The following is a 19199-nucleotide window of genomic DNA, read 5'->3' as shown; positions in this document are numbered from 1 at the left end:
GTCCCGACCGCCGTTCCGGCCCTTGCCGCCCGCTTCCCGCCTGCTGGTCAGACATCGGATGTCCGCGGACCGGACTGGTACGCTGGCAGCCCCCCGTGGCCCGACGCCACGCGGTGGAACACCCGGCGGAACGCGCCGGGAGGCGGAGAAGTGGGGACAGCACCGGTGGCCGAGACCATCCGCACCAAGGGCGCCGCGTCGCCGCGTCCGCTGCGCCGGCACGAGGTGGCCGAGCGGATCAAGCGCTACATCATCGACAACCGGCTGCGCCCCGGCGACCTGCTGCCCAGCGAGGGCGAACTGTGCGAGGCGCTCGGCGCCAGCCGCTCCAGCGTCCGCGAGGCCGTCAAGACCCTCGACGCGCTCGACATCGTCGAGGTCCGGCACGGCCACGGCACCTACGTCGGCCGGCTCAGCATGTCCGCCCTGGTCGAGGGCCTCACCTTCCGCGGACTGCTCAGCCCCGACGACGACTTCAAGGTGCTGGAGGAACTCGTCGACGTCCGCGAGGTGCTGGAACGCGGCATGGCCCAGCGGATCCTGGACACCCTGCACGCCGACCACCTCACCGCCCTCGAAGAACTCGTCGACGAGATGGAGGCCGGACTGGCCGCCGGCCAGGAGGTCATCGCGATCGACCGCCGCTTCCACGCCCTGCTGGTCGAACCGCTCAAGAACGAGATCATCAGCCAGTTCTCCTCCGCCTGCTGGGACGTCTACGGCATCGTCGCCCCCCACCTGCACGTCATCACCAAGCAGGACGAACTCGACACCGTCAACGCCCACCGCGCCGTGGTCGCCGCCGTCCGCGCCGGCGACCCCACCGCCTTCGACCGCGCCGTCGAGGCCCACTACCGCCCGGCCCGCCGCCGGATCGCCGCCGCCCGCGAACGCAACGCCAAGGCCGCCGCGCAGAACGGAAGTTGACGGCACTTTGGGCAAGAGATGGCAGGACGACCCGGCCTACCAGGCGGTCGTCCGGGCCTTCATCGACGGTGACCCGCTGGAACAGGCGGGCGGCCCGCTCGACGTCCGCGCCGTGCTCGCCGCGTTCTCCCGGGAGCGCAAGGACGCCTTCGCGTACGACGACCTCCCCTGGGAGCGCTTCCCGCGCGGCCCCGAGACCCGGGACGACGTGGCGCGGCTGCGCTCCGCCGACCCCGAGCAGGTCTGGCGAGGGCTGCACGGCGTGAGCAGTGAACTGGCCGACAGCGCATGGTCGGTGGCGGCCCTGGCCGTTCCGTTCCTCCTCCGCGTCGCGGCCGACCCCGGCGGTCACCAGCGCGCCCGCGCGCTGGAACTGGCCGCAGGGGTCGCGCAGTGGACGCGGCGCTACGACGGCCGCTTCCCCCACGGACCGCTGCACCTCATCGAGGACGGGTGGTGCTACGAACCGAGCGGCTACCTCGGGACGTGGGGGATCGAGGCGGCCCGGGCCGCGATCGCCGCCGACGCCGACCTGGTCACGGCCCTGCTCGACGACCCCGACCCCGAGGTGCGCGTCGCGGCGGCCTACGCGGGAGCGGCCGCGTCCGGGCGGGTCGGCGGGATCCGCGCCGCCCCGCACGCGCACCTGCGCGTCGAGGACGATCCCGTGGCCGCCGGATTGGTGCTCGCGGTCGCGCAACTGGCCGTCGAGCACCCCGACCCCGGGGGCGCGGCGTGGACGCGGTCGCTGTGGTCGGATCCCACGCTCCCGCCCGTGGTCCGGGTGAGCGCCGCGCTGGGCTGGCTGCACCTGGTCGACGCCCCTGCTCCCGGCGACCTGCGCGCCGTACTGGACGAGCACGCGACCGAGGAGACGGCCCGGCTGATGGCGCCGCTGCCGTGGATGCGGGGGATCGACGCCTACAACGACGGCGCCGCCGCGCTCCGAGGCTCCCTGGAGGCGTTGCTCCACTCCGAGCCCCCGGAGCCGCAGCGGACCGGGACCGAGAGCCCCCCGTTCTAGGCCCCCGGTCCCTTATCCGACGGGCAGTCAGGAACCGTTCACCCAGGCGGTGGTGAAGGCGGTGTACACGATGCCGCCGGTGCCGCCGATCTCGTACAGGTCGGCCACCGTGCCGTCGTTCAGCACCGCCGCGCTGGAGTAGCCGCTCGGGCCGGCCTTGAGCAGGGCGCGGTGCGGCCAGCTGGCGCCGTCGTCCTGGCTGATCCGGACGGTGAGGTCCTGGCGGGTGGCGTTGTCGGCGGTGGCGGTGTTGGACAGGACGGCGGTGGAGCTGAGCAGCGGGCGGCCGGCCGCGTCGGTGTCGGTGGGGCGCAGGTAGGAGATCTCGTCACCGTTGCAACCCGGGTCCAGCAGGCCGGAGTTCCACGCGGTGCCGAACGTCCCGGCGACGTCGGTGCCGCCGGTGGTGGTCGCGTACCAGCGGTTGCCGCCCGCGTTGGAGCGCATGTTCTGGACGACCTTGCCGGTGCCGCGCTGGATCGCCTTGGACTCGTTCACGCCGGTGGCCGCCGAGCCGCCCGCGTGCCAACTCGCGCCGTGGTAGTCGGAGTAGAGGTTCGCCGCGTGGTCGCCCGCCGCGTCGTGGTAGACCATCGGCTGCACCAGGCGGCCCGAGGCGAGCTGCACGCCGTGCCCGGAGGAGGCGAACATGCCCGCCCAACTCGCGTCCCTCACGGACGGGTTGAGGTCGACGGGGGCACTCCAGGTGGCGCCGTCGTCGTCCGAGGTGACGTACCTGACGTGGGTGTTGGTGGTGGAGGCGGCCGAGGTGTCCCCGGCGGTGGAGCCGTAGTAGCCGACGCCGACCTTGGGCGCGTAGGTGAAGAAGCAGAACACCCGGCCGGTGGTCCGGTCCACCAGCAGGCTGGAGTCCCCGTAGCCCTCCTTGGTGGTGGCCGGGTGCGCGATGATCCGCGGCGCGGAGAAGGTCACCCCGCCGTCGGTCGAACGGACCATCGCCACCTGGATGTTGTTCGTCCCGCCGCCGAGGTCGGCCCCGCCGTCGATCCGGGCGTCGGCGGTGGCGATCACCGTGCCGGACGCGGTCTGGGCCAGCGCCGGGATCCGCACCGACTTCGCGGTGGTGGTCGTGGTGGTGTACGAGACCCCGTCGGCGGCAAGGGTGTTGACGCCGCTGATCGGGGTGGCGGTGGTCAGCACGGTCTGCGCGTTCATCCCCGGGGTGCCCGGCGCCAGGCCGCAGCTGGCGGTGCCGGACTCGGTGTCGGTCCAACTGCTCCCGGCCGCCGACAGGTTGAAGGTGTACGGGGTGCCGTTCGGCAGGGTCCAGTACAGCGAGGAGTCACCGGACATCGCCGGGACGGTCACCGTCCAGGGCGAGTAGGCCCGGCCGGGCCAGGCCACGGTGAAGGTCTGCGCGGCGGAGGTCCGGTTGTCCAGCGTCACCCGCAGGCGGTGGCTCGCGGGCAGCGAGCCGTCGGCGTTCCGCGGGCACTCCAGGCTGACGTTCGCGGCCAGCGCGTTCGTGCAGTCCAGGGTGCCGCTGACGGTGCTGTCGTAGCCCTGCGGGGTGGTGGTGCGGAAGGTGTAGGCCGTGCCGGACGGCTTGGTGAAGTAGAAGTGCGAGGAGTCGAAGGCCGCGACGGTCGCCGTCCAGCTGCCGTTGCCCGGCCAGGTCAGGGTGAACGTGGTCGGGGCGGCGGTGTTGTTCACCACCGTCTGCTGGATCCGGCCGCCGGAGGCGCAGTCCTGGCTGACCACGGCCGACTGGCCGGCCGGGACGGCGGCGGACGCGCCGCCGACGCCCAGCGGGAGCGCGGCGAGAGTGAGGGCGCCGACCGAGAGGAGGGCGCGGGCGTGCGGAGGGGACAGGGCCACGGAGGTGCTCGCAATCGTCCGAGGGGGATGCCGCGCCGGCCGGCTGTGGTGCGTGGGGGCGCCGGCGGACGGGCGGGGAGCCGAGACATCGGAGCAAGGACATCTGATGTCTGGTCAGTGACCCTAGGGAGCGCGCGGGGTGACGGTCAAGGGGTCTGACGTAAGACATCTGATGTCTCGGGCGGTAGGCCCTGGCGGGCGTGGGAAAAGCGGGCAGAGCCGTCCGCGCCCGCCGGCGGAGCGCCGTGCGCTGCGCGGTCATGCTGCCGGAACGCCCGGACTCCCGGGGGTGGAGCGGGACCGGGAGGGCGCGGCTATCCGTGGCGGTGCGCGGCGCCGACCTCGGCGGCGAACCAGCGGGTCAGGGTGGTCGGATGGGTGATCGCGGTGCCCACCACGACCGCGAAGGCGCCGGCCTCCAGGGCGGCGCGAGCCTGGGCGGGGGAGTGGATCCGGCCCTCGGCGACCACGGGCAGGGGCAGGGCGGCGGAGAGCCGGGCCACCAGGTCGAGGTCCGGGCCGGACAGGCGGGGGGAGTCGTCGGTGTAGCCGGACAGCGTGGTGCCCACCAGGTCGGCGCCCAACTCGGCGGCGCGCAGGCCCTCCTCGAAGGTGGCGACGTCGGCCATCACCAGCGCGCCCGCCTCGCGGGCGGCCGCGAACGACTCGGCGAGCGGCCGCCCGTCCGGCCGGGGCCGGGAGGTCGCGTCCAGGGCCACGACCTGCGCCCCCGTCGCCGCGACCTGCCGGACGTGCTCGGCGGTCGGCGTGATCACCACCCCCGAGGCGCCGTCCTTCCACAGCCCGATCAGCGGAACGTCCGTCGCCGCCCGGATCGCCCGCAGGTCCGCCAGCCCCTGGGCCCGGATGCCGGCCGCCCCGCCCTCCAGCGCGGCGAGCGCCATCCGCCGCATCGCGTCCGGGTCGCGCAGCGGCTCACCGGGGTACGCCTGGCAGGAGACGATCAGACGACCGCGCAACCTTTCGACGGGGGAAGGGAGTTGATGCGAAGCCATGGGCAGTCTCCAGTAAGAGGGAACGGTGGGAAGGCATCATCAGGGGCCCGGGGAACGGCGGGTCGATGCTGCTGACGGCCGGAGCCCATCGGGGGTTCGTGCTGCTGCGGGTCTTGAACGGAACCGGAAGCCGATGCGCGCTCCGGCAGTGAACCCGCAGCAGACCCGGGCTCGCCGTTCCCCGAGCCCCTGGTGGCGCGCTCCCGTGCCTAGCCCGCTACGGCCAGGCGGGCCGCGCCGACGATCGCGGCGGTGGGGCCCAGGGCGCAGGGGGTGAGCGGGAGTTCGGCGAGCGGGGGGAGGAGCTCGGCAGCGAAGGCGGCGCGCAGCGGGCCCCACCAGGCGGGGCCGCAGTGGGCGACCCCGCCGCCGATCAGGACCAGCTCGGGGTCGAGGACGTTGGCGAGGCCGCCGATCGCCCGGCCGAGGGCGCGGGCGCCGGCGGCCAGCACGTCGGCGGCGAGCGGGTCGCCCTGTGCGGCCAGGGCGGCGACGGCCCGCAGATCGGGGACGTCCGGGGAGCCGCCCGCGCGGCGGTACGCGGCGTGCAGGGCGGGCCCGGCGGCGGCCGCCTCGACGTGGCCGGTGCCGCCGCAGGTGCAGGGCAGGCCGGTGGCGTCGGGGACGGCGAGGTGGCCGAGGTGCCCGGCGACCTGCCGGGCACCGTGGTGGACCCGACCGTCGATCAGCAGGGAGCCGCCGACGCCCGTCCCGACCGCGACCAGCAGCACGCAGCGGGCGCCCCGGGCGGCCCCCGTCCACGCCTCGCCGAGCGCGTGCGCGTGCACGTCGTTGTCGACGGCGACCGGGAGGTCGAGCAACTCGCTGAGCCTGCTGCGGAGTTCGGTGCCCGCCCAGCCCGGCATCGCGTCGGTCGCGGAGAGCACGCACCCGCGCACCGGGTCGATCACTCCGGCGCTGCCGACCCCGACCGCGACCGGCGCGCCGCCGAGGGCCCGCACCGCCCCGGCGACCGCCGCCAGCACGGCGCCCGGCCCCTCGGCGGCGGGCGTGGGCACGGTGACGACCGGCCCGACCGCACCGTCCGGCCCGACCAGCGCGGCGGAGGTCTTCGTCCCGCCGATGTCCACCCCGGCGACGAACGGGCCGGACCGGTCGGCGTTGGTGGCGGCGGAGACCGGCCGGGCCCGGGAGGACGACGCGACGGGCGTGCGCTGCAGCGGTGTCGCGCTGCCGACGCCTACCCCGCCGCCGGAACGGCCCGGGCCCGCGACGCCCGCGACGGCCGGGGCACTCGCGGCACCTGCCGCGCTGCCCGGGTCTGCCGGTCGGCCGGAGGCTTTCCGTCCCGGCGCTCCACCGCCGGAGGCTTTCCGTCCCGGCGCTCCACCGCCGGAGGCTTCCGGCCCTGGTCGCACCCTGCCGCCGGAACGGCCCGGGCCCGCGACGCCTACGGCATCTGCGGCATCTGCCGCGCTGCCCGGGTCTGCCGGTCGGCCGGAGGCTTTCCGTCCCGGTGCTCCACCGCCGGAGGCTTCCGGCCCTGGTCGCGCCCCGCCGCCGGAACGGCCCGGGCCCGCGACGCCCGTGTCGCCCGCGACGGCCGGGGCACTCGCGGCATCCGCCGCGCTGTCCGGTCCTGCCGCGCCGGCGGGGGCGGGTTCCGTGTCGGAGGTCATCGCAGCCCGGCCCGGTCGAGGAGGGTGGCGACGGCGGCGGTCTGCTCGGCGTCGTAGGGGGCCATGGGGGTGCTCATCGTGTTGGTGGTGATGATGCCGCGCAGCATCAGCGCGGTCTTGAAGGCGCCCAGGCCGGCGGCGGTGCCGGAGGTGTCCTTCGCGACGGTGACGATCTCGAACAGCCGGGCCAGCCGGTCCTGTTCGGCGGCGGCGGCGGCCCAGTCGCCGGCGGCGGCGTGGTCGGCGAGGCGGCGGTAGCCGTGCGGGTCGACGTTGCCGAGGCCGGGGACGACGCCGTCCGCGCCGCCGAGCAGGGCGCCGTCGACCACCACCTCGTGGCCGGTGAGGACCGCGAAGTCGGGCAACTCCCGTGCGCCCAGGCACAGGTAGCGGAAGGCGACGTCGTCGCCGGAGGAGTCCTTGACCCCGGCCAGCACACCGTCCGCGGCCAGTCGCAGCAGCATCGCGGTGTCCAGCTTGTTGTGCACGCAGACCGGGATGTCGTAGGCGAACAGCGGGAGTTCGGCCGCGGCGGCGATCTCGCGGAAGTGCCGTTCGATCTCCACGGGGTGGGTGCGGGTGTAGAACGGCGCGGTGGCGACCACCGCGTCCGCGCCCGACTCGCGGGAGATCAGGGCCCGTTCGATCACCCGGTTGGTCGTGGTCTCGATGCAGCCGGCGATCACCGGCACCTGGCCGGCGTTCGCGCCGACCACCACGTCCAGGACGCGGGTGCGCTGGGCCTCGGTGAGGTAGGCGGTCTCGCTGGAGCTGCCGAGCGCGAACAGGCCGTCCACGCCGCCCTCCAGCAGGAAGGCGACCAGGCGCTCCAGCGAGGCGGTGTCGATCTCGCCGTCGGCGGTGAGCGGGGTGACGACGGGCGGGACGACGCCGGAGAAGGCGGGGCGGCGGGCGGTCATGACGTGCTCCTCGGAAGAACGGTCTCGGGGTGGACGCAGTGCCAGCGCCGGGCGTCGTCGCCGTCGGGGGCGGGGAACGCGGTGGCGCAGGCGTCGTCGGCCTTCCAGCAGCGGGTGCGGAACGGGCAGCCGGAGGGCGGGTTGGTGGCGGAGGGGACGGGCCCGTGCAGGACGATCCGTTCGGTGTCCTCCAGCAGGCTGGGGGTGGCGGAGAGCAGGGCCCGGGTGTACGGGTGGGCGGGCGCGGCGGCGACCTGTTCGGCGCGGCCCTCCTCGACCACCCGGCCGAGGTAGAGCACGGCCAGCCGGTCGGCCAGGTACCGCACGGTCTGGATGTCGTGCGAGATGAACACCATGCCCAGGCCGAGGCGTTCGCGCAGGTCGACCAGCAGGTTGAGGACCTGGGCGCGGACCGAGACGTCCAGCGCGCTGGTCGGCTCGTCGGCGACCACGATCTCCGGCTCCAGGGCCAACGCCCGGGCGATGGCGACGCGTTGGCGCTGGCCGCCGGAGAGCTGGCCGGGCAGGTTGCGCACCACGTGGCCGGGCAGGCCGACCAGGTCGAGCAACTCCTCGACGCGGGCCTCGCGTTCGGCGGGGGTGCCGCGCCGGTGGACGTCCAACGGGTCGCGCAGGATCCGGCCGATCGGCAGCCGCGGGTTGAGCGCGGTGGAGGCGTCCTGGAACACCATGCCGACGCTGGAGCCGAACTCGCGGCGGCGCCGGTGGCCGGGCAGTGCCCACAGGTCCTCGCCGCGGAAGGAGACGGTGCCCTCGGTGGGGCGCTGGAGACCGGTCAACACCCGTGCCAGGGTGGACTTTCCGCAGCCGGACTCGCCGACCAGGCCGAGGATCTCGCCCTTGCCGACGGTGAGGTTCGCGTCGGTCAGGGCGTGCACCGCGTCCCGCTTGAACAGGCCGCCGCTGCGGGCCCGGTGGCGGACGTGCACACCGTCCAAGCCGAGTACCGGAGTTGTCATCGCAGGCTCCCTTCGAGGCGGTCGGCGGCCGGGTGGTGGCAGGCGAAGGCGTGTCCGGCGGAGCGGTCGGCGGCCTGCGGCGGGGTGGTGCGGCACAGCTCGGTGGCGGCGGCGCAGCGGGTGGCGAACCGGCAGCCGGAGTTGAAGCGCTGCGGGGCGGGCACCACGCCGCGGATCTGGTGCAGCCGCTCGGAGCCGGCCTCCAGGGAGACCACCGAGCCGAGCAGGCCGCGGGTGTAGTGGTGCGCCGGGTCGGTCAACAGGGCGTCGGTGCGGCCGAGTTCGGCGAGCTGCCCGGCGTACATGACGGCCACCCGGTGGGCCAGGTCGCCGACCAGGGCGAGGTCGTGGGAGACCAGCACCATGGCGAAGCCGAGCTCCTCGCGCAGCCGGACCAGCAGTTCGACGACCTGGGCCTGCACGGTGACGTCGAGCGCGGTGGTCGGCTCGTCGGCGATCAGCAGCTTCGGGTCGCGGGAGAGCGCCATGGCGATCAGGACGCGCTGGCGCTGGCCGCCGGAGAGCTCGTGCGGGTAGGAGCGCAGGGTGCGTTCGGGGGAGAGGCCGACCAGTTCGAGCAGTTCGGCGGGGGCCTTGGTGCCGCCGCGCGAGGTGAGTTGGCGCAGCTGCCTGCCGACCAGCACGGACGGGTTGAGCGAGGAGAGCGCGTCCTGGTAGACCATGGCGATCTCGGGGCCGGCCAGTGCGCGGCGCTCCTTGGCGTCCATGGCGAGCAGGTCCCGGCCGCGGTACTCGATCCGGCCGGAGACCTCGGCGTTGCGGGCCAGCAGGCCCATCACGGCCAGCGAGGTGATCGACTTGCCGCAGCCGGACTCGCCGACCAGGCCCAGGGTCTCGCCCTGCCGGACGGTGAAGGACAGGCCGTCGACCACGGCGACCTCGCCGTACCGGTCGGGGAAGCGGATCGACAGGTCGCGCACCGCGAGCAGTTCGGGCGCGTCCGCCGGGACGGGCGTCACCGGGCTGGGCCGGGCGGCGATCCGCTCGGCGAGCACCTCCAGCGCGGCCGGGACCCGGGCGTCCTCGGGCTCGACGGCGACCGCGGCGGGCTCCGAACCACCTTGCACGGGAACGGACTTGGCGGGTGAGGCGGTGGCGTCGGTGAGGCCCTCGGCGAGCACGTTCAGCGCCAGCACGGTGACCAGGATCGCCAGGCCGGGGAAGAGCGTGGCCCACCAGCCGCCGGCCAGCAGGATCTGCTGCCCGTACGCCAGCACGTTGCCCCAGCTCGGGTTGGGCTGCTGCACGCCGGCGCCCAGGAAGGACAGGCTGGCCTCGAAGATGATCGCCTCGGCGACCAGCACGGTGGCGAACACCGCGACCGGCGCCGCGCAGTTGACGGCGACGTGCCGCAGCACGATCCAGCCGCGCCGGGCGCCGATCACCTGCTCGGCGGCCACGTAGTCCTCGCCGTACTGGGACTGGACGTTGGCGCGCACCACCCGGGTCAGCATCGGCACGTAGACGAAGGCGATGGTGCACACCAGGATCGGCACGCTGGTGCCGAAGATGGTCACCAGGACGGCGGCCAGCGCGATCGGCGGGAAGGCCATCACCACGTCGAGGGTGCGCATCACGCCCTCGTCACCCGCCTTGCGGGAGGTGGCGGCGAACGCGCCCAGCACGCTGCCCAGCAGCAGCGCCACCAGGGTCGCGCCGAGGCCGATCACCAGCGAGTAGCGGGCGCCGCCGACCACCCGGGCGAACACGTCGCGCCCGGCCCGGTCGGTGCCGAACCAGTGGGAGCCGCTGGGGGGTTGCACCGGCATACCGGTGGTCAGCGGGTCCTGGGTGAACAGCGGGCCGAGGGCGGCCGCGAGCAGCACCAGCAGCAGCACGCCGAGGGCGATCCGGGCGGCGGGCGACAGCCGCCGGAAGGCGATGCCGGGCCGGGCCAGCGAGCGCAGGAGTCCGATACGCATGATCACACCGTCCTGACACGGGGGTTGACGAGCAGGACGAGCAGGTCCACGAGGACGTTCACGGCCAGGAAGACCACCGCGATGGTCAGCACCGTGCCCTGCACCAGGGCCACGTCGCCGCCGGTGACGCCCTCCAGGATCAGCTTGCCCATGCCGGGGAGGTCGAAGATGGTCTCGATCACCACGGCGCCGGACAGCAGGTAGCCGACCCGCAGGCCCAGCACCGTCAGCGGGGTCACCAGCGCGTTGCGCAGCACGCCGCGGATCACCACGGCCCGCGGCAGGCCGTTGCCGGTCGCGGTGCGCACGTAGTCGCGGTCGAGTTCGGCGACCATCGAGGTGCGCACCAGCCGGGCCAGCCCGGCGGCCACCGGGATCGCCAGCGAGACGGCGGGCAGGATCATCGTCTTGAGCCAACCGCCCAGCGAGTCGGCCGGGTTGACGTAGCCGCCGGTCGGCAGGATCGAGCGGTTCAGGGCGAGTTCCTGGATCAGCACGATGCCGAGCCAGAACGACGGGACGGCGACGCCGGAGATCGACAGCACCCGGGTCAGCTGGTCGGGCCAGCGGTCGCGGTACAGCGCGCCGGTGACGCCCAGGGCGAGCGCCAGCACGATCGCGATCGCCAGGCCCAGCAGGGTCAGTTGCAGGGTCAGCGGGAACGCGGTGGCGATCCGGTCCGAGACGGGCGTGCTGGGCGGCACGGTCACCCCGAGGTCGCCGTGCAGCAGGTCGCCGAGGAAGCGGACGTAGCGCACCGGCAGCGGGTCGTCGAGGCCGTTGGCGGCGGCGAACGCCTGCCGGGCCTGCTCCGAGGCGCCGTCGCCGAGGGCGTTGTACGCCGGGTCGGCGGGCGAGAACTGGAGCACCACGAAGACCAGCAGGGTCACGCCGAGGACCATCACCGGCAGCATCGCGAGCCGCCGCAGCGCGAGCCGGAGGAATACGAGCATGAAGGAGTCCTAGGGAGGAGGGGAAGCGCCGGGGCCCGGCCCGGTGCGGCGGTCCGGGCCCCGGCGCCCGTCGAGCGGGCGCGGCCGCCTACGCGGCGCAGTGCCTACGCGGCGCAGTGCCTACGCGGCGCAGTGCCTACGAGACGCAGTGCCTACGCGGCGGAGACGCCTGCGCAGCGGAAGCGCCTACGCGGCGGAGACGCCGAGGAAGGAGAGGCCGGTGGTGGGCAGCGGCTTGAAGCCGGTCAGCTTCTTGTCGTCCCACGCGGTGGGCAGCTTGCGGTGCACCACCGGGTACAGCACGGCCTGTTCGGCGACCAGGTCGATCACCTGGTTCCACAGCGCCGAGCGGGCCGCCGGGTCGGCCGTCCGCGCGGCCTGGTCGAGCAGGCCGCGGACCTGCTGGTCCTCCGGCGAGCCGTCCCAGCGGAAGCGCTTGGTGGTCCACACGCCCGCGCCGTAGAACCAGCGCAGCAGCAGGTCGACGTCGTTGCCGAACACCGAGGGGTCGCCCGGCGCGGCCATCACGCCGAAGTCGCCCGCGTCCACCTTCTTGTACTGGCCGGAGGAGTCGCCGATGTCCAGCGTGGTCCGCACGCCGACCGCGTCCCAGCTCTCCTTGATCAGCGGCGCGATGTCGTTCACCCAGCCGGTGTTGGTGGTCAGCAGGGTCACCGACAGCCCGCCGGCCCCGGCCTCCGCCAGCAGCGCCTTCGCCTTCTCCGGGTCGTGCCCGTAGACGGTGGCCGCCCGGTGGTAGTCCGGGTGGCTGGGCTGCAGGTAGCTGGTGGAGGCGGTGCCGTTGCCGTACATCGCGGTGGCGACGATCTTGTCCACGTCCAGCGCGTAGTGCAGCGCCTGCCGCACCCGCTTGTCGTCGAACGGCTTGCGGGTGAAGTTGAACATCAGGAACAGGTTGCCGAAGCTCTCCACCGACTCGGTGACGGCCTTGCCCTTCAGCCCGGCCACGTCGACGTACGGCACGTCCTCGATCGCCCGGACCCGGCCCGACACCAGCGAGGAGACCCGCGCGGTCGGGTCCGAGGTCAGCCGCCACACCATGGACGCGGCCTTGGCCGGGCGCGGGCCGTTGTAGGCGTCGTGCCGCTGGAAGGCGATCTTGTCCTGCCGGGTCGCCTCGACCACCTTGTACGGGCCCGAGCCGGTCGGCTTGGCGTCGAACGCCTTCTGGTCCGCCTCGACGACCTTCTTCGGGACGACCTTGACCACCGAGATCCGGGTCGCGAACAGCGGGAACGCGTACTTCAGCTTGAACTCCACGGTGTTCTGGTCCACCGCCGTGACGGTGTCCAGGAACGGGAGGAACTGCACGATCAGCGAGGAGTTCGCCGGGTCGAGGATCCGGGTGAAGGAGAACACCACGTCCTCGGCGGTGACCGGCGAACCGTCGTGGAAGGTCGCCCCGGAGCGCAGCTGCGCCCGCCAGGTGGTGTCGTCCACCTGCTGCGGCATCGCGGTGGCCAGCGCCGCGTACGGCTCGCGGGTGGCCGGGTCGAGGTCGACCAGGCCCTCGAAGACGTGCAGGTTGGCGGCGACCGGGGTGGCGCCCGAGGAGGTCATCGGGTCGAAGCCGGTGGACAGGGCGTACGAGATGCCGGCCTCGATGGTGCCGTCGCTGCCGCCCTTGGCGTCGCCGCCGGAGGTGGAGCCCGCGGCGGTGGAGGACGGGCCGCCGCAGGCGGCGACCGAACCGGCGATCGCGGTGGCGGTGGTGAGGGCGCCGACCAGGCGCAGGAAGCTGCGGCGGTCGACTTCCTTGGACGTCCGTTCCAGCACGGGAACTCCTTGTGGGGGAGGGCGGAGTGAGGGGGTGTCAGCCCGGGCCCGGACAGGCGGGCCACGAGGGGGTGCCGGGGCGGAATCCCCGGCGGGACGAGCAGGTTCGAGCAAGAGAGAGGCAGCTCATCTGTCATCAGACATCTGATGTCTGAGCTGTTAGGGTGTGAACGTAGCCGCCGCCACAGGGGAGGGTCAAGGGATGACGACCGCCGCAGGTTCACGATTCGGCAACGGCCCCAGGAGTCGGGCCAACCCGCCGACCTGGGCATTCCGTGCCGGCCCCGGCCCGGCGAAGCCGTCGGTGGTCGACCAGATCAAGGGGTACATCCTGCAGAGCCGGCTCGGGCCGGGCGACGCGCTGCCCAGCGAGAACGAGCTCTGCGAGATCTTCGGCGCCGGCCGCTCCAGCGTCCGCGAGGCCGTCAAGGTGCTGGACGCGCTGGACATCGTCCAGGTCCGGCACGGCCACGGCACCTTCGTCGGCCGGCTCAGCCTCTCCGCCCTGGTGGAGAGCCTCAGCTTCCGCGGCCTGCTCAGCCCCGACGACGACTTCCGGGTGCTCTCCGACCTGGTCGACGTCCGCGAACTGTTCGAGCGCGCCATGGCGGCCCGGATCATCGACGCCCTGCTCCCCGTCCACCTGGAGCAACTCGCCGAGCTGGTAGGCGAGATGGAGCTGCGCCTGCAGCTCGGGCGGGACATCGTGGCGGCCGACCGCAGCTTCCACGCGCTGCTGCTGCAACCGCTGGCCAACGAGCTGGTCGCCCAGCTCTCCTCGGCCTGCTGGGAGGTGCACGCGGTGGTCGCCCCGCACCTGAACATCGTCACCGCGCAGGACGAGGCCGACACCGTCGAGGCGCACCGCGCCATGGTCGAGGCGCTGCGGATCGGCGACGCCCGCCGGTTCACCGAGGCCGTCCGGCGGCACTACGTCCCGGTCCGCCGCCGGATCGCCGCCGCCCGCGCGGAGGCCGTCGCCAACCGGGCCTGAGCCGGTCTTGAGTTGGTCGTGGGCCGGTCTTGAGTCCGCCGCCAGGTCGACAGACGTCTGATGTCTGACCTACGATCCGGGTGCTCCCCGCCGCCGCGCCCCCTCCCGGAGACACCCGTGCCGCTCACCGACCTCACCCTCGACGAGTGCCTGGCCTACCGGCCCCAACTCCCCGAGCCCGCCGACCTGGACGCCTTCTGGCGGCGCACCCTCGCCGAAGCCGGACCGGCCGTCGAACGCCCCGCCCTCACGCCCGTCCCCAACGGCCTCACCCTGGTCGACACCTACGAACTCACCGTCCCCGGCTTCGGCGGCCACCCCGTCCACGGCCGGCTGCACCTCCCCGCCGGGGCGAGCGGCCCGCTCGGCTGCGTGGTCGAGTACCTCGGCTACGGCCGCGGCGCCGGACTCCCGCACGAGAACCTCACCTACGCCTGCGCGGGCTACGCCCACCTGGTGATGGACACCCGCGGCCAGGGCTGGTCCGCCGCCCCCGGCCGCACCGACGACCCGGCCGCCCAACCCGCGGGCGCCGTCCCCGGGTTCCTCACCCGCGGCCTCGACCACCCCGACGACTACTACTACCGCCGGGTCTACACCGACGCGGTCCGCTTCCTGGCCGCCGCCCGCACCCTCCCGCAGGTCGACCCGGCCCGGATCGCCGTCACCGGCATCAGCCAGGGCGGCGGCATCTCCCTCGCGGTGGCCGCACTCACGGACGGCCCGCTGGCCGGCGTACTGCCCGACGTCCCGTTCCTCTGCGACTTCCCGCGCGGCGTCCGCACCGCCCCCCAGCCGCCGTTCACCGAGATCGCCGAGTACCTGCGCCTGCACCGCGACCGCACCACCCGCGCCTTCGCCACCCTCGCCTACTTCGACGCCGCCCTGCTCGCCGCCCGGATCCAGGCCCCCGCCCTGTTCTCCATCGCCATGATGGACCCGATCTGCCCGCCCTCCGGCTGCTTCGCCGCCTACCACGCCCACCCCGGCGAGAAGGCGCTCCGCGTCTACGAGTTCAACGGCCACGAGGGCGGCGGCGAGGTCCACCTGGCGGCGAAACTCGCCTGGCTGCGCGAGCGGATCGGCTGACCGGAGCCCGCCCCGCCGACCGGCGGGAGAACCGCCACCTTCGAACAGGGCAGCCGTCGTCTCGGCGCGAGCGCGAGCGCGAGTGCGAGCGCGGGCTCGGTGGTCAGTGGGTGCGGGTGCGCGGGGCGTTGTACTGCTCGTCGGTGACGTGCTCCAGCCAGGTGATCTCGTCGCGGTCGTCGTCGGGGGCGATGGCGTCCCACAGCGCGATGTGCTGCATGAAGTTCTCCTCGGTGGCGCCGTGCCAGTGCTCCTCGCCGGGCGGACAGGTCACGGTCTGACCGGGGCGGGCTTCGAAGACGACTCCGTCGCGGGTGCCGACCAGGGCGGTTCCGGCCACGACGTGGAGGGTCTGGCCGACGGCGTGGTGGTGCCAGGCGGTGCGGGCGCCGGGAGCGAAGCGCACCATGTTGGCGCACAGGCGGGAGGGTTCCTGTCCGGCGACGATGACGTCGAACCAGACGTCCCCGTTGAACCGGTCGGCGGGTCCCTTGCTGGTGGGCCGGGGTTCGACGAACTCCACGGGGTGCTCCTTCGTGCGGGCGGGAGTGGACGGGGCCGGGGGCAGGCTGGAGAGCTGGGCCAGGGTATCGGGGGTGAGCCGGAGCCGGTCGGCGGCGGTGTCCCCTTCGACGCGGCTGACGCGCTTGGTGCCGGGGACGGGGAGGGTTCAGCGTGGTGATTCGTCGGACACCGAACGGGAACGGCTTCGGCCGTGAGACCGACCGGGACGTCGCGGTCGACTCGACATCCGTGCGCGCGCACCACCACGCCACCGGGCCTGGCATGCCCCGCCGCCCGCCCCGCCCCGCCCCGTCGTCCGCCATCCGCCGAGTACAGCACGCCGTCCGCCGGGCGGGCACCGCGTTTTCGGACGCGACGGAGCCCGGGCCGCCTCCCCACGAGACATGGGCGACCCGGGCTCCGCCGTGGTGCCGCCGCCCCCGACCGGCCCCGGACGAATCCCGGGCGGGGGCGACGGGTCCGTCAGCGCGTCAGCCGGTCTTCACGCTGCACGCGGTGCCGTTCAGGGTGAACGCGGTCGGGGCGGTGTTCGCGCTGCTCCAGCTGGCGTTGAAGCCGAAGGAGGTGGAACTCCCGGGCGCGATCGCCTTGTTGTAGCCCGCGTCGGTGACGGTGACCTGCGCGCCGCTCTGGGTGACGCTGCCGTTCCACAGCGAGGTGACGGTCTGTCCGCTCGGGAAGGCCCACTTGACCGTCCAGCCGTTGACCGCCGTGGTGCCCTTGTTGGCCACCGTCACGTTGGCGCCGAAGCCACCGCCCCACTGGCTGGACACCGCGTAGGTGACCTCGCAGGAGGAGGTGCCGCCGCTCGGCGAGGCGGACGCGGACGGGGACGGGGAGGAGGACGGGGAGGAGGAGGCGGACGCGGACGGCGAGGGGGAGGCCGAGGCGGACGCCGACGGGGACGGCGAGGCCGAGGTGGAGGCGGAGGCGCTCGGGGAGGGCGAGACGCCGCCCGCGCTGTCGCCGTACATGATGCCGCGGCCGTTGGTGCCGACGTAGACCCGGCCGTAGATCCGCGGGTCACCGGTGATCGCGCCGCCGGTCCAGCCCCACTGGTGGGCGTCGTCGTTGATCCGGACCCAGCTGGCGCCCGCGTCGTCGGAGCGGTACAGGCCGCGCACGCCGCCGATCTTCGCCGAGGTGTACATCGCCGGGTAGGTCTTGCCGGGGGCGGCCTTGCCGAAGCCGATGTTGTCGGCCTGGTCGACGCCCGCCTGCTTGGTGAAGGTCGTGCCGCCGTTGGTGGAGTGCCACAGGCCGTAGCTGGTGGTGGCGGTGCCGCCGGCCAGCCAGACGTCGCCCTTGGTGCCGGGGACGGCCTTGAAGCGGACCGACTCGGTGGGCAGGCCGCTCGCCTTGGCGGTGAAGGTGGCGCCCGCGTCGGTCGAGACGTAGAAGGTGCCGCCGGACCAGCCGTAGAAGGTCTTCGGGTCGACCCGGTCGGCCTGCACGCCCGCGCCCGCCGGGAGGCCGGTGACGGCCGTCCAGGAGCTGCCCGTCCCGGTGGTGCGGTACACGCCGGTGCCCTTCGGGCTCCACACGGTGGCCGAGCCGTCGGCCGCGATCGCGACCTGTCCGCCGCCGGTGACGCCGCTCGGCTCGGCGGAGGCCGCGAACCAGTTGGCGCCGCCGTCCATCGAGAAGCCGATGTGCTTCTCGGTGGAGCCGGAGGCGGTCTCACCGACCCGGACCATGGTGGCCGGCGAGGACTCCGCGAAGTCCATCGAGGTGCCGGAGGTCAGGTTCGGCTGGGAGAAGATCTTCGCCGGGACCTTGGTCAGGTCGTCGTGCTTGAACCCGCCGAGGTCGCCCAGCGAGCTGAGCAGCGGCGCGCCGGTGGGGGGCGAGACCAGGTCGTTGACCGCGGTCTCCTCCAGGCCCTTGACGACCGGGGCGATGCCGACCTTGGTGCCCTTGTCGAAGTTGGTCAGGTTCGAGGAGCCGTACAGCGTCGCACCGGTGCCGTACATCATCCGGTCCGAGTCGAACGGGTCGATCTCCAGCGACTCGGTCATCCAGCCGAGCTTCGGCGACTCCTCCGGCGCGGAGACGTTCGCGTTGAAGGTCAGCCACGGCACCGAGGAGATGTCGATCGAGTACTGGTCGGCCCGGGTCGGGTACCCGTTGTACGACCAGAACGGCTTCCAGGTGGCGCCCGAGTCGGTGGAGCGCCAGATCTGGGTGTCCGGCCACCACGAGCTGTAGCCCGTCACCATCAGCACGTTGGGGTGCTGGCGGTCGATGGTCAGGCCCGAGTAGCCGAAGAAGTTGTTGCTGCTGTCCGAGGACGGCACCGGGCTGACGTTCGTCCAGGTGCCGGTGCCGGTCGCGTACTTCCACACGTCGCCGTGCGCGCCGTCGTACGGGCCGCCGGTGTCCGAGTACGAGACGAACAGGTTGCCGCCGGACGCGTCGAGGACCGCCTTGTGCGGGACGAAGCCGGTGGGCTGGCTGCCGATCCGGGTCCAGCTGGTGCCGCCGTCGTCCGAGCGGTAGATGCTGTTCTGCTTGTCCGCGACGCCGACGTACATGGTCCTGGTGACGCCGTTGACGGTGCCGCTGCCCTGGTCGAACACCTCCCACAGCACGCCCAGCGGGTCGTTCTGGTAGCCCGAGGTGTCGGTCGGGTCCGGCGCGTAGGTGCCGGTCACCGGGAAGGCCGTCACCTGCGACCAGGTCACGCCGTAGTCGGCGCTGCGCCACAGGCCCTTGCCGCTCGGGGCGCCGAACCACAGCACCGCGCTGTTGTTCGGGTCGATGGTCAGGCGCTCGCCCATGCCGCGGCCCGGCATGTTGCCGCCGACCTTGAACGGCAGGGTGGTGCGCTGCCAGGTCTTGCCCTGGTCGGTGGAGCGCAGGATCGCGCCGTTCGCCGGGTCCCAGCTGTTGGTGTAGGTGCCCGCCGCGATGTAGACCCGGTTGGGGTTCTTCGCGTCGGTGGCGAGGCTGGCCACGCCGGTCAGGCCCCAGTCGTCCCAGCCCAGCGAGTCCAGCAGCGGGATCCACTGCTTGGTGGCCGGGTCCTGCCGGTACGCGCCGCCGATGTCGGTGCGGGCGTACACCAGGCCCTGCTGCCCCTGGTTGAAGACGATGCCCGGGATGAACCCGCCACCGCCGATCTGCACGTTGTTCCAGGTGTACGGCTGGCTCGCGGCGGTCGTCGACTCGGCCGCGCTGGCCGACAGTTGGGGCAGCGCCGCGGTCGCCACGCAGGCGGCGAGGGCGGCCGCGGCGGCCACCGTCGCCAGCACCGGCCGGCGTCCGCGCACCGGGGGCCGCGAGGCGGCCCGGCGCTCCAGGGGGACAGGGGTCATGGGGGACTCTCCTCGGTCACGGGTGGGGGGACCAGAAAAGCGGCCCGGTCCACCCGCCCGACAACGACCCCGTTTCGAGAGCGTGTAAAATCGCAGGTCAGTGACGCGCCCGCGGTGAAAGTTACATCGCCCGCACCCCCCGGAACCCTTCCCCCAGGGGCGGTTGACGCCCCGTCGAAACCTTTCGGGGCCCCGCGTTCGACAGATATTCGACAGCTCTTTCGCCTGCGTGCGA

Annotated in this window: 14 protein-coding genes and 1 pseudogene; 4 read left to right on the top strand and 11 right to left on the bottom strand. The window is 73.6% G+C overall.

Going from position 1 to position 19199, the window contains the following annotated elements:
• Positions 1-165: 165 nt before the first annotated feature.
• Positions 166-927: a FadR/GntR family transcriptional regulator gene (locus ABD345_RS03380; RefSeq protein WP_344550169.1), complete on the top strand. Its 762-nt coding sequence runs from the start codon at positions 166-168 to the stop codon at positions 925-927.
• A gap of 7 nt (positions 928-934) precedes the next feature.
• Positions 935-1951 carry a hypothetical protein gene (locus ABD345_RS03375; RefSeq protein WP_344550168.1) on the top strand — a complete coding sequence of 339 codons (1017 nt, stop codon included), beginning with the start codon at positions 935-937 and terminating at the stop codon, positions 1949-1951.
• Between the two features lie 27 nt (positions 1952-1978).
• Here the strand turns inward: ABD345_RS03375 and ABD345_RS03370 are convergent, their stop codons facing one another.
• The 8 genes from ABD345_RS03370 to ABD345_RS03335 form a co-directional block, all read right to left on the bottom strand.
• Positions 1979-3790, bottom strand: coding sequence for an exo-alpha-sialidase (locus ABD345_RS03370; RefSeq protein ID WP_344550167.1), 1812 nt, complete (start codon positions 3788-3790; stop codon positions 1979-1981).
• Between the two features lie 314 nt (positions 3791-4104).
• Positions 4105-4806 (bottom strand): N-acetylmannosamine-6-phosphate 2-epimerase, encoded by a 702-nt coding sequence (locus ABD345_RS03365; protein ID WP_344550166.1) that lies wholly within the window; start codon positions 4804-4806, stop codon positions 4105-4107.
• Between the two features lie 209 nt (positions 4807-5015).
• Positions 5016-5897: an ROK family protein gene (locus tag ABD345_RS03360; RefSeq protein WP_344550165.1), complete on the bottom strand. Its 882-nt coding sequence runs from the start codon at positions 5895-5897 to the stop codon at positions 5016-5018.
• Positions 5898-6442: 545 nt separating this feature from the next.
• The gene (locus tag ABD345_RS03355; RefSeq protein WP_344550164.1) at positions 6443-7366 is read right to left on the bottom strand and encodes a dihydrodipicolinate synthase family protein; all 924 of its coding nucleotides are present in this window, start codon (positions 7364-7366) and stop codon (positions 6443-6445) included.
• On the bottom strand, positions 7363-8346 hold the full coding sequence (locus tag ABD345_RS03350; protein ID WP_344550163.1) for an oligopeptide/dipeptide ABC transporter ATP-binding protein: 984 nt from the start codon (positions 8344-8346) through the stop codon (positions 7363-7365). Before ABD345_RS03350 ends, ABD345_RS03355 begins: the two co-directional genes overlap by 4 nt.
• Positions 8343-10289: a dipeptide/oligopeptide/nickel ABC transporter permease/ATP-binding protein gene (locus ABD345_RS03345; protein WP_344550162.1), complete on the bottom strand. Its 1947-nt coding sequence runs from the start codon at positions 10287-10289 to the stop codon at positions 8343-8345. The genes ABD345_RS03350 and ABD345_RS03345 overlap by 4 nt, the downstream gene beginning before the upstream one ends.
• Before the next feature lie 2 nt (positions 10290-10291).
• Complete coding sequence (locus ABD345_RS03340; RefSeq protein WP_344550161.1) at positions 10292-11242, bottom strand: ABC transporter permease; 951 nt, start codon at positions 11240-11242, stop codon at positions 10292-10294.
• 186 nt (positions 11243-11428) lie between these two features.
• Positions 11429-13039 carry an ABC transporter substrate-binding protein gene (locus tag ABD345_RS03335; protein WP_344550160.1) on the bottom strand — a complete coding sequence of 537 codons (1611 nt, stop codon included), beginning with the start codon at positions 13037-13039 and terminating at the stop codon, positions 11429-11431.
• 202 nt (positions 13040-13241) lie between these two features.
• Between ABD345_RS03335 and ABD345_RS03330 the strand changes: the two genes are divergently transcribed.
• Together ABD345_RS03330 and ABD345_RS03325 are read left to right on the top strand one after the other, a co-directional pair.
• On the top strand, positions 13242-14033 hold the full coding sequence (locus tag ABD345_RS03330; RefSeq protein WP_344550159.1) for a FadR/GntR family transcriptional regulator: 792 nt from the start codon (positions 13242-13244) through the stop codon (positions 14031-14033).
• 117 nt (positions 14034-14150) lie between these two features.
• Positions 14151-15122 (top strand): acetylxylan esterase, encoded by a 972-nt coding sequence (locus ABD345_RS03325; RefSeq protein WP_344550158.1) that lies wholly within the window; start codon positions 14151-14153, stop codon positions 15120-15122.
• 103 nt (positions 15123-15225) lie between these two features.
• On the opposite strand, the gene ABD345_RS03320 is transcribed toward ABD345_RS03325, so the two are convergent.
• The 3 genes and pseudogenes from ABD345_RS03320 to ABD345_RS03315 all read right to left on the bottom strand — a co-directional run bounded on the left by ABD345_RS03320 (position 15226) and on the right by ABD345_RS03315 (position 18964).
• Positions 15226-15645, bottom strand: coding sequence for a (R)-mandelonitrile lyase (locus tag ABD345_RS03320; RefSeq protein ID WP_344550157.1), 420 nt, complete (start codon positions 15643-15645; stop codon positions 15226-15228).
• 33 nt (positions 15646-15678) lie between these two features.
• Positions 15679-15786, bottom strand: a pseudogene (locus tag ABD345_RS40225) (aldo/keto reductase); the annotation flags it as partial.
• Between the two features lie 331 nt (positions 15787-16117).
• Complete coding sequence (locus tag ABD345_RS03315) at positions 16118-18964, bottom strand: cellulose binding domain-containing protein (protein ID WP_344550156.1); 2847 nt, start codon at positions 18962-18964, stop codon at positions 16118-16120.
• Positions 18965-19199: the final 235 nt, after the last annotated feature.

It is taken from the genome of Kitasatospora saccharophila, assembly GCF_039529925.1.
GTDB classification, from domain to species: Bacteria; Actinomycetota; Actinomycetes; order Streptomycetales; family Streptomycetaceae; genus Kitasatospora; species Kitasatospora saccharophila.
The sequence above is the reverse complement of the archived record's forward strand: the minus strand, read 5'-3'. Positions and strand labels throughout refer to the sequence as shown.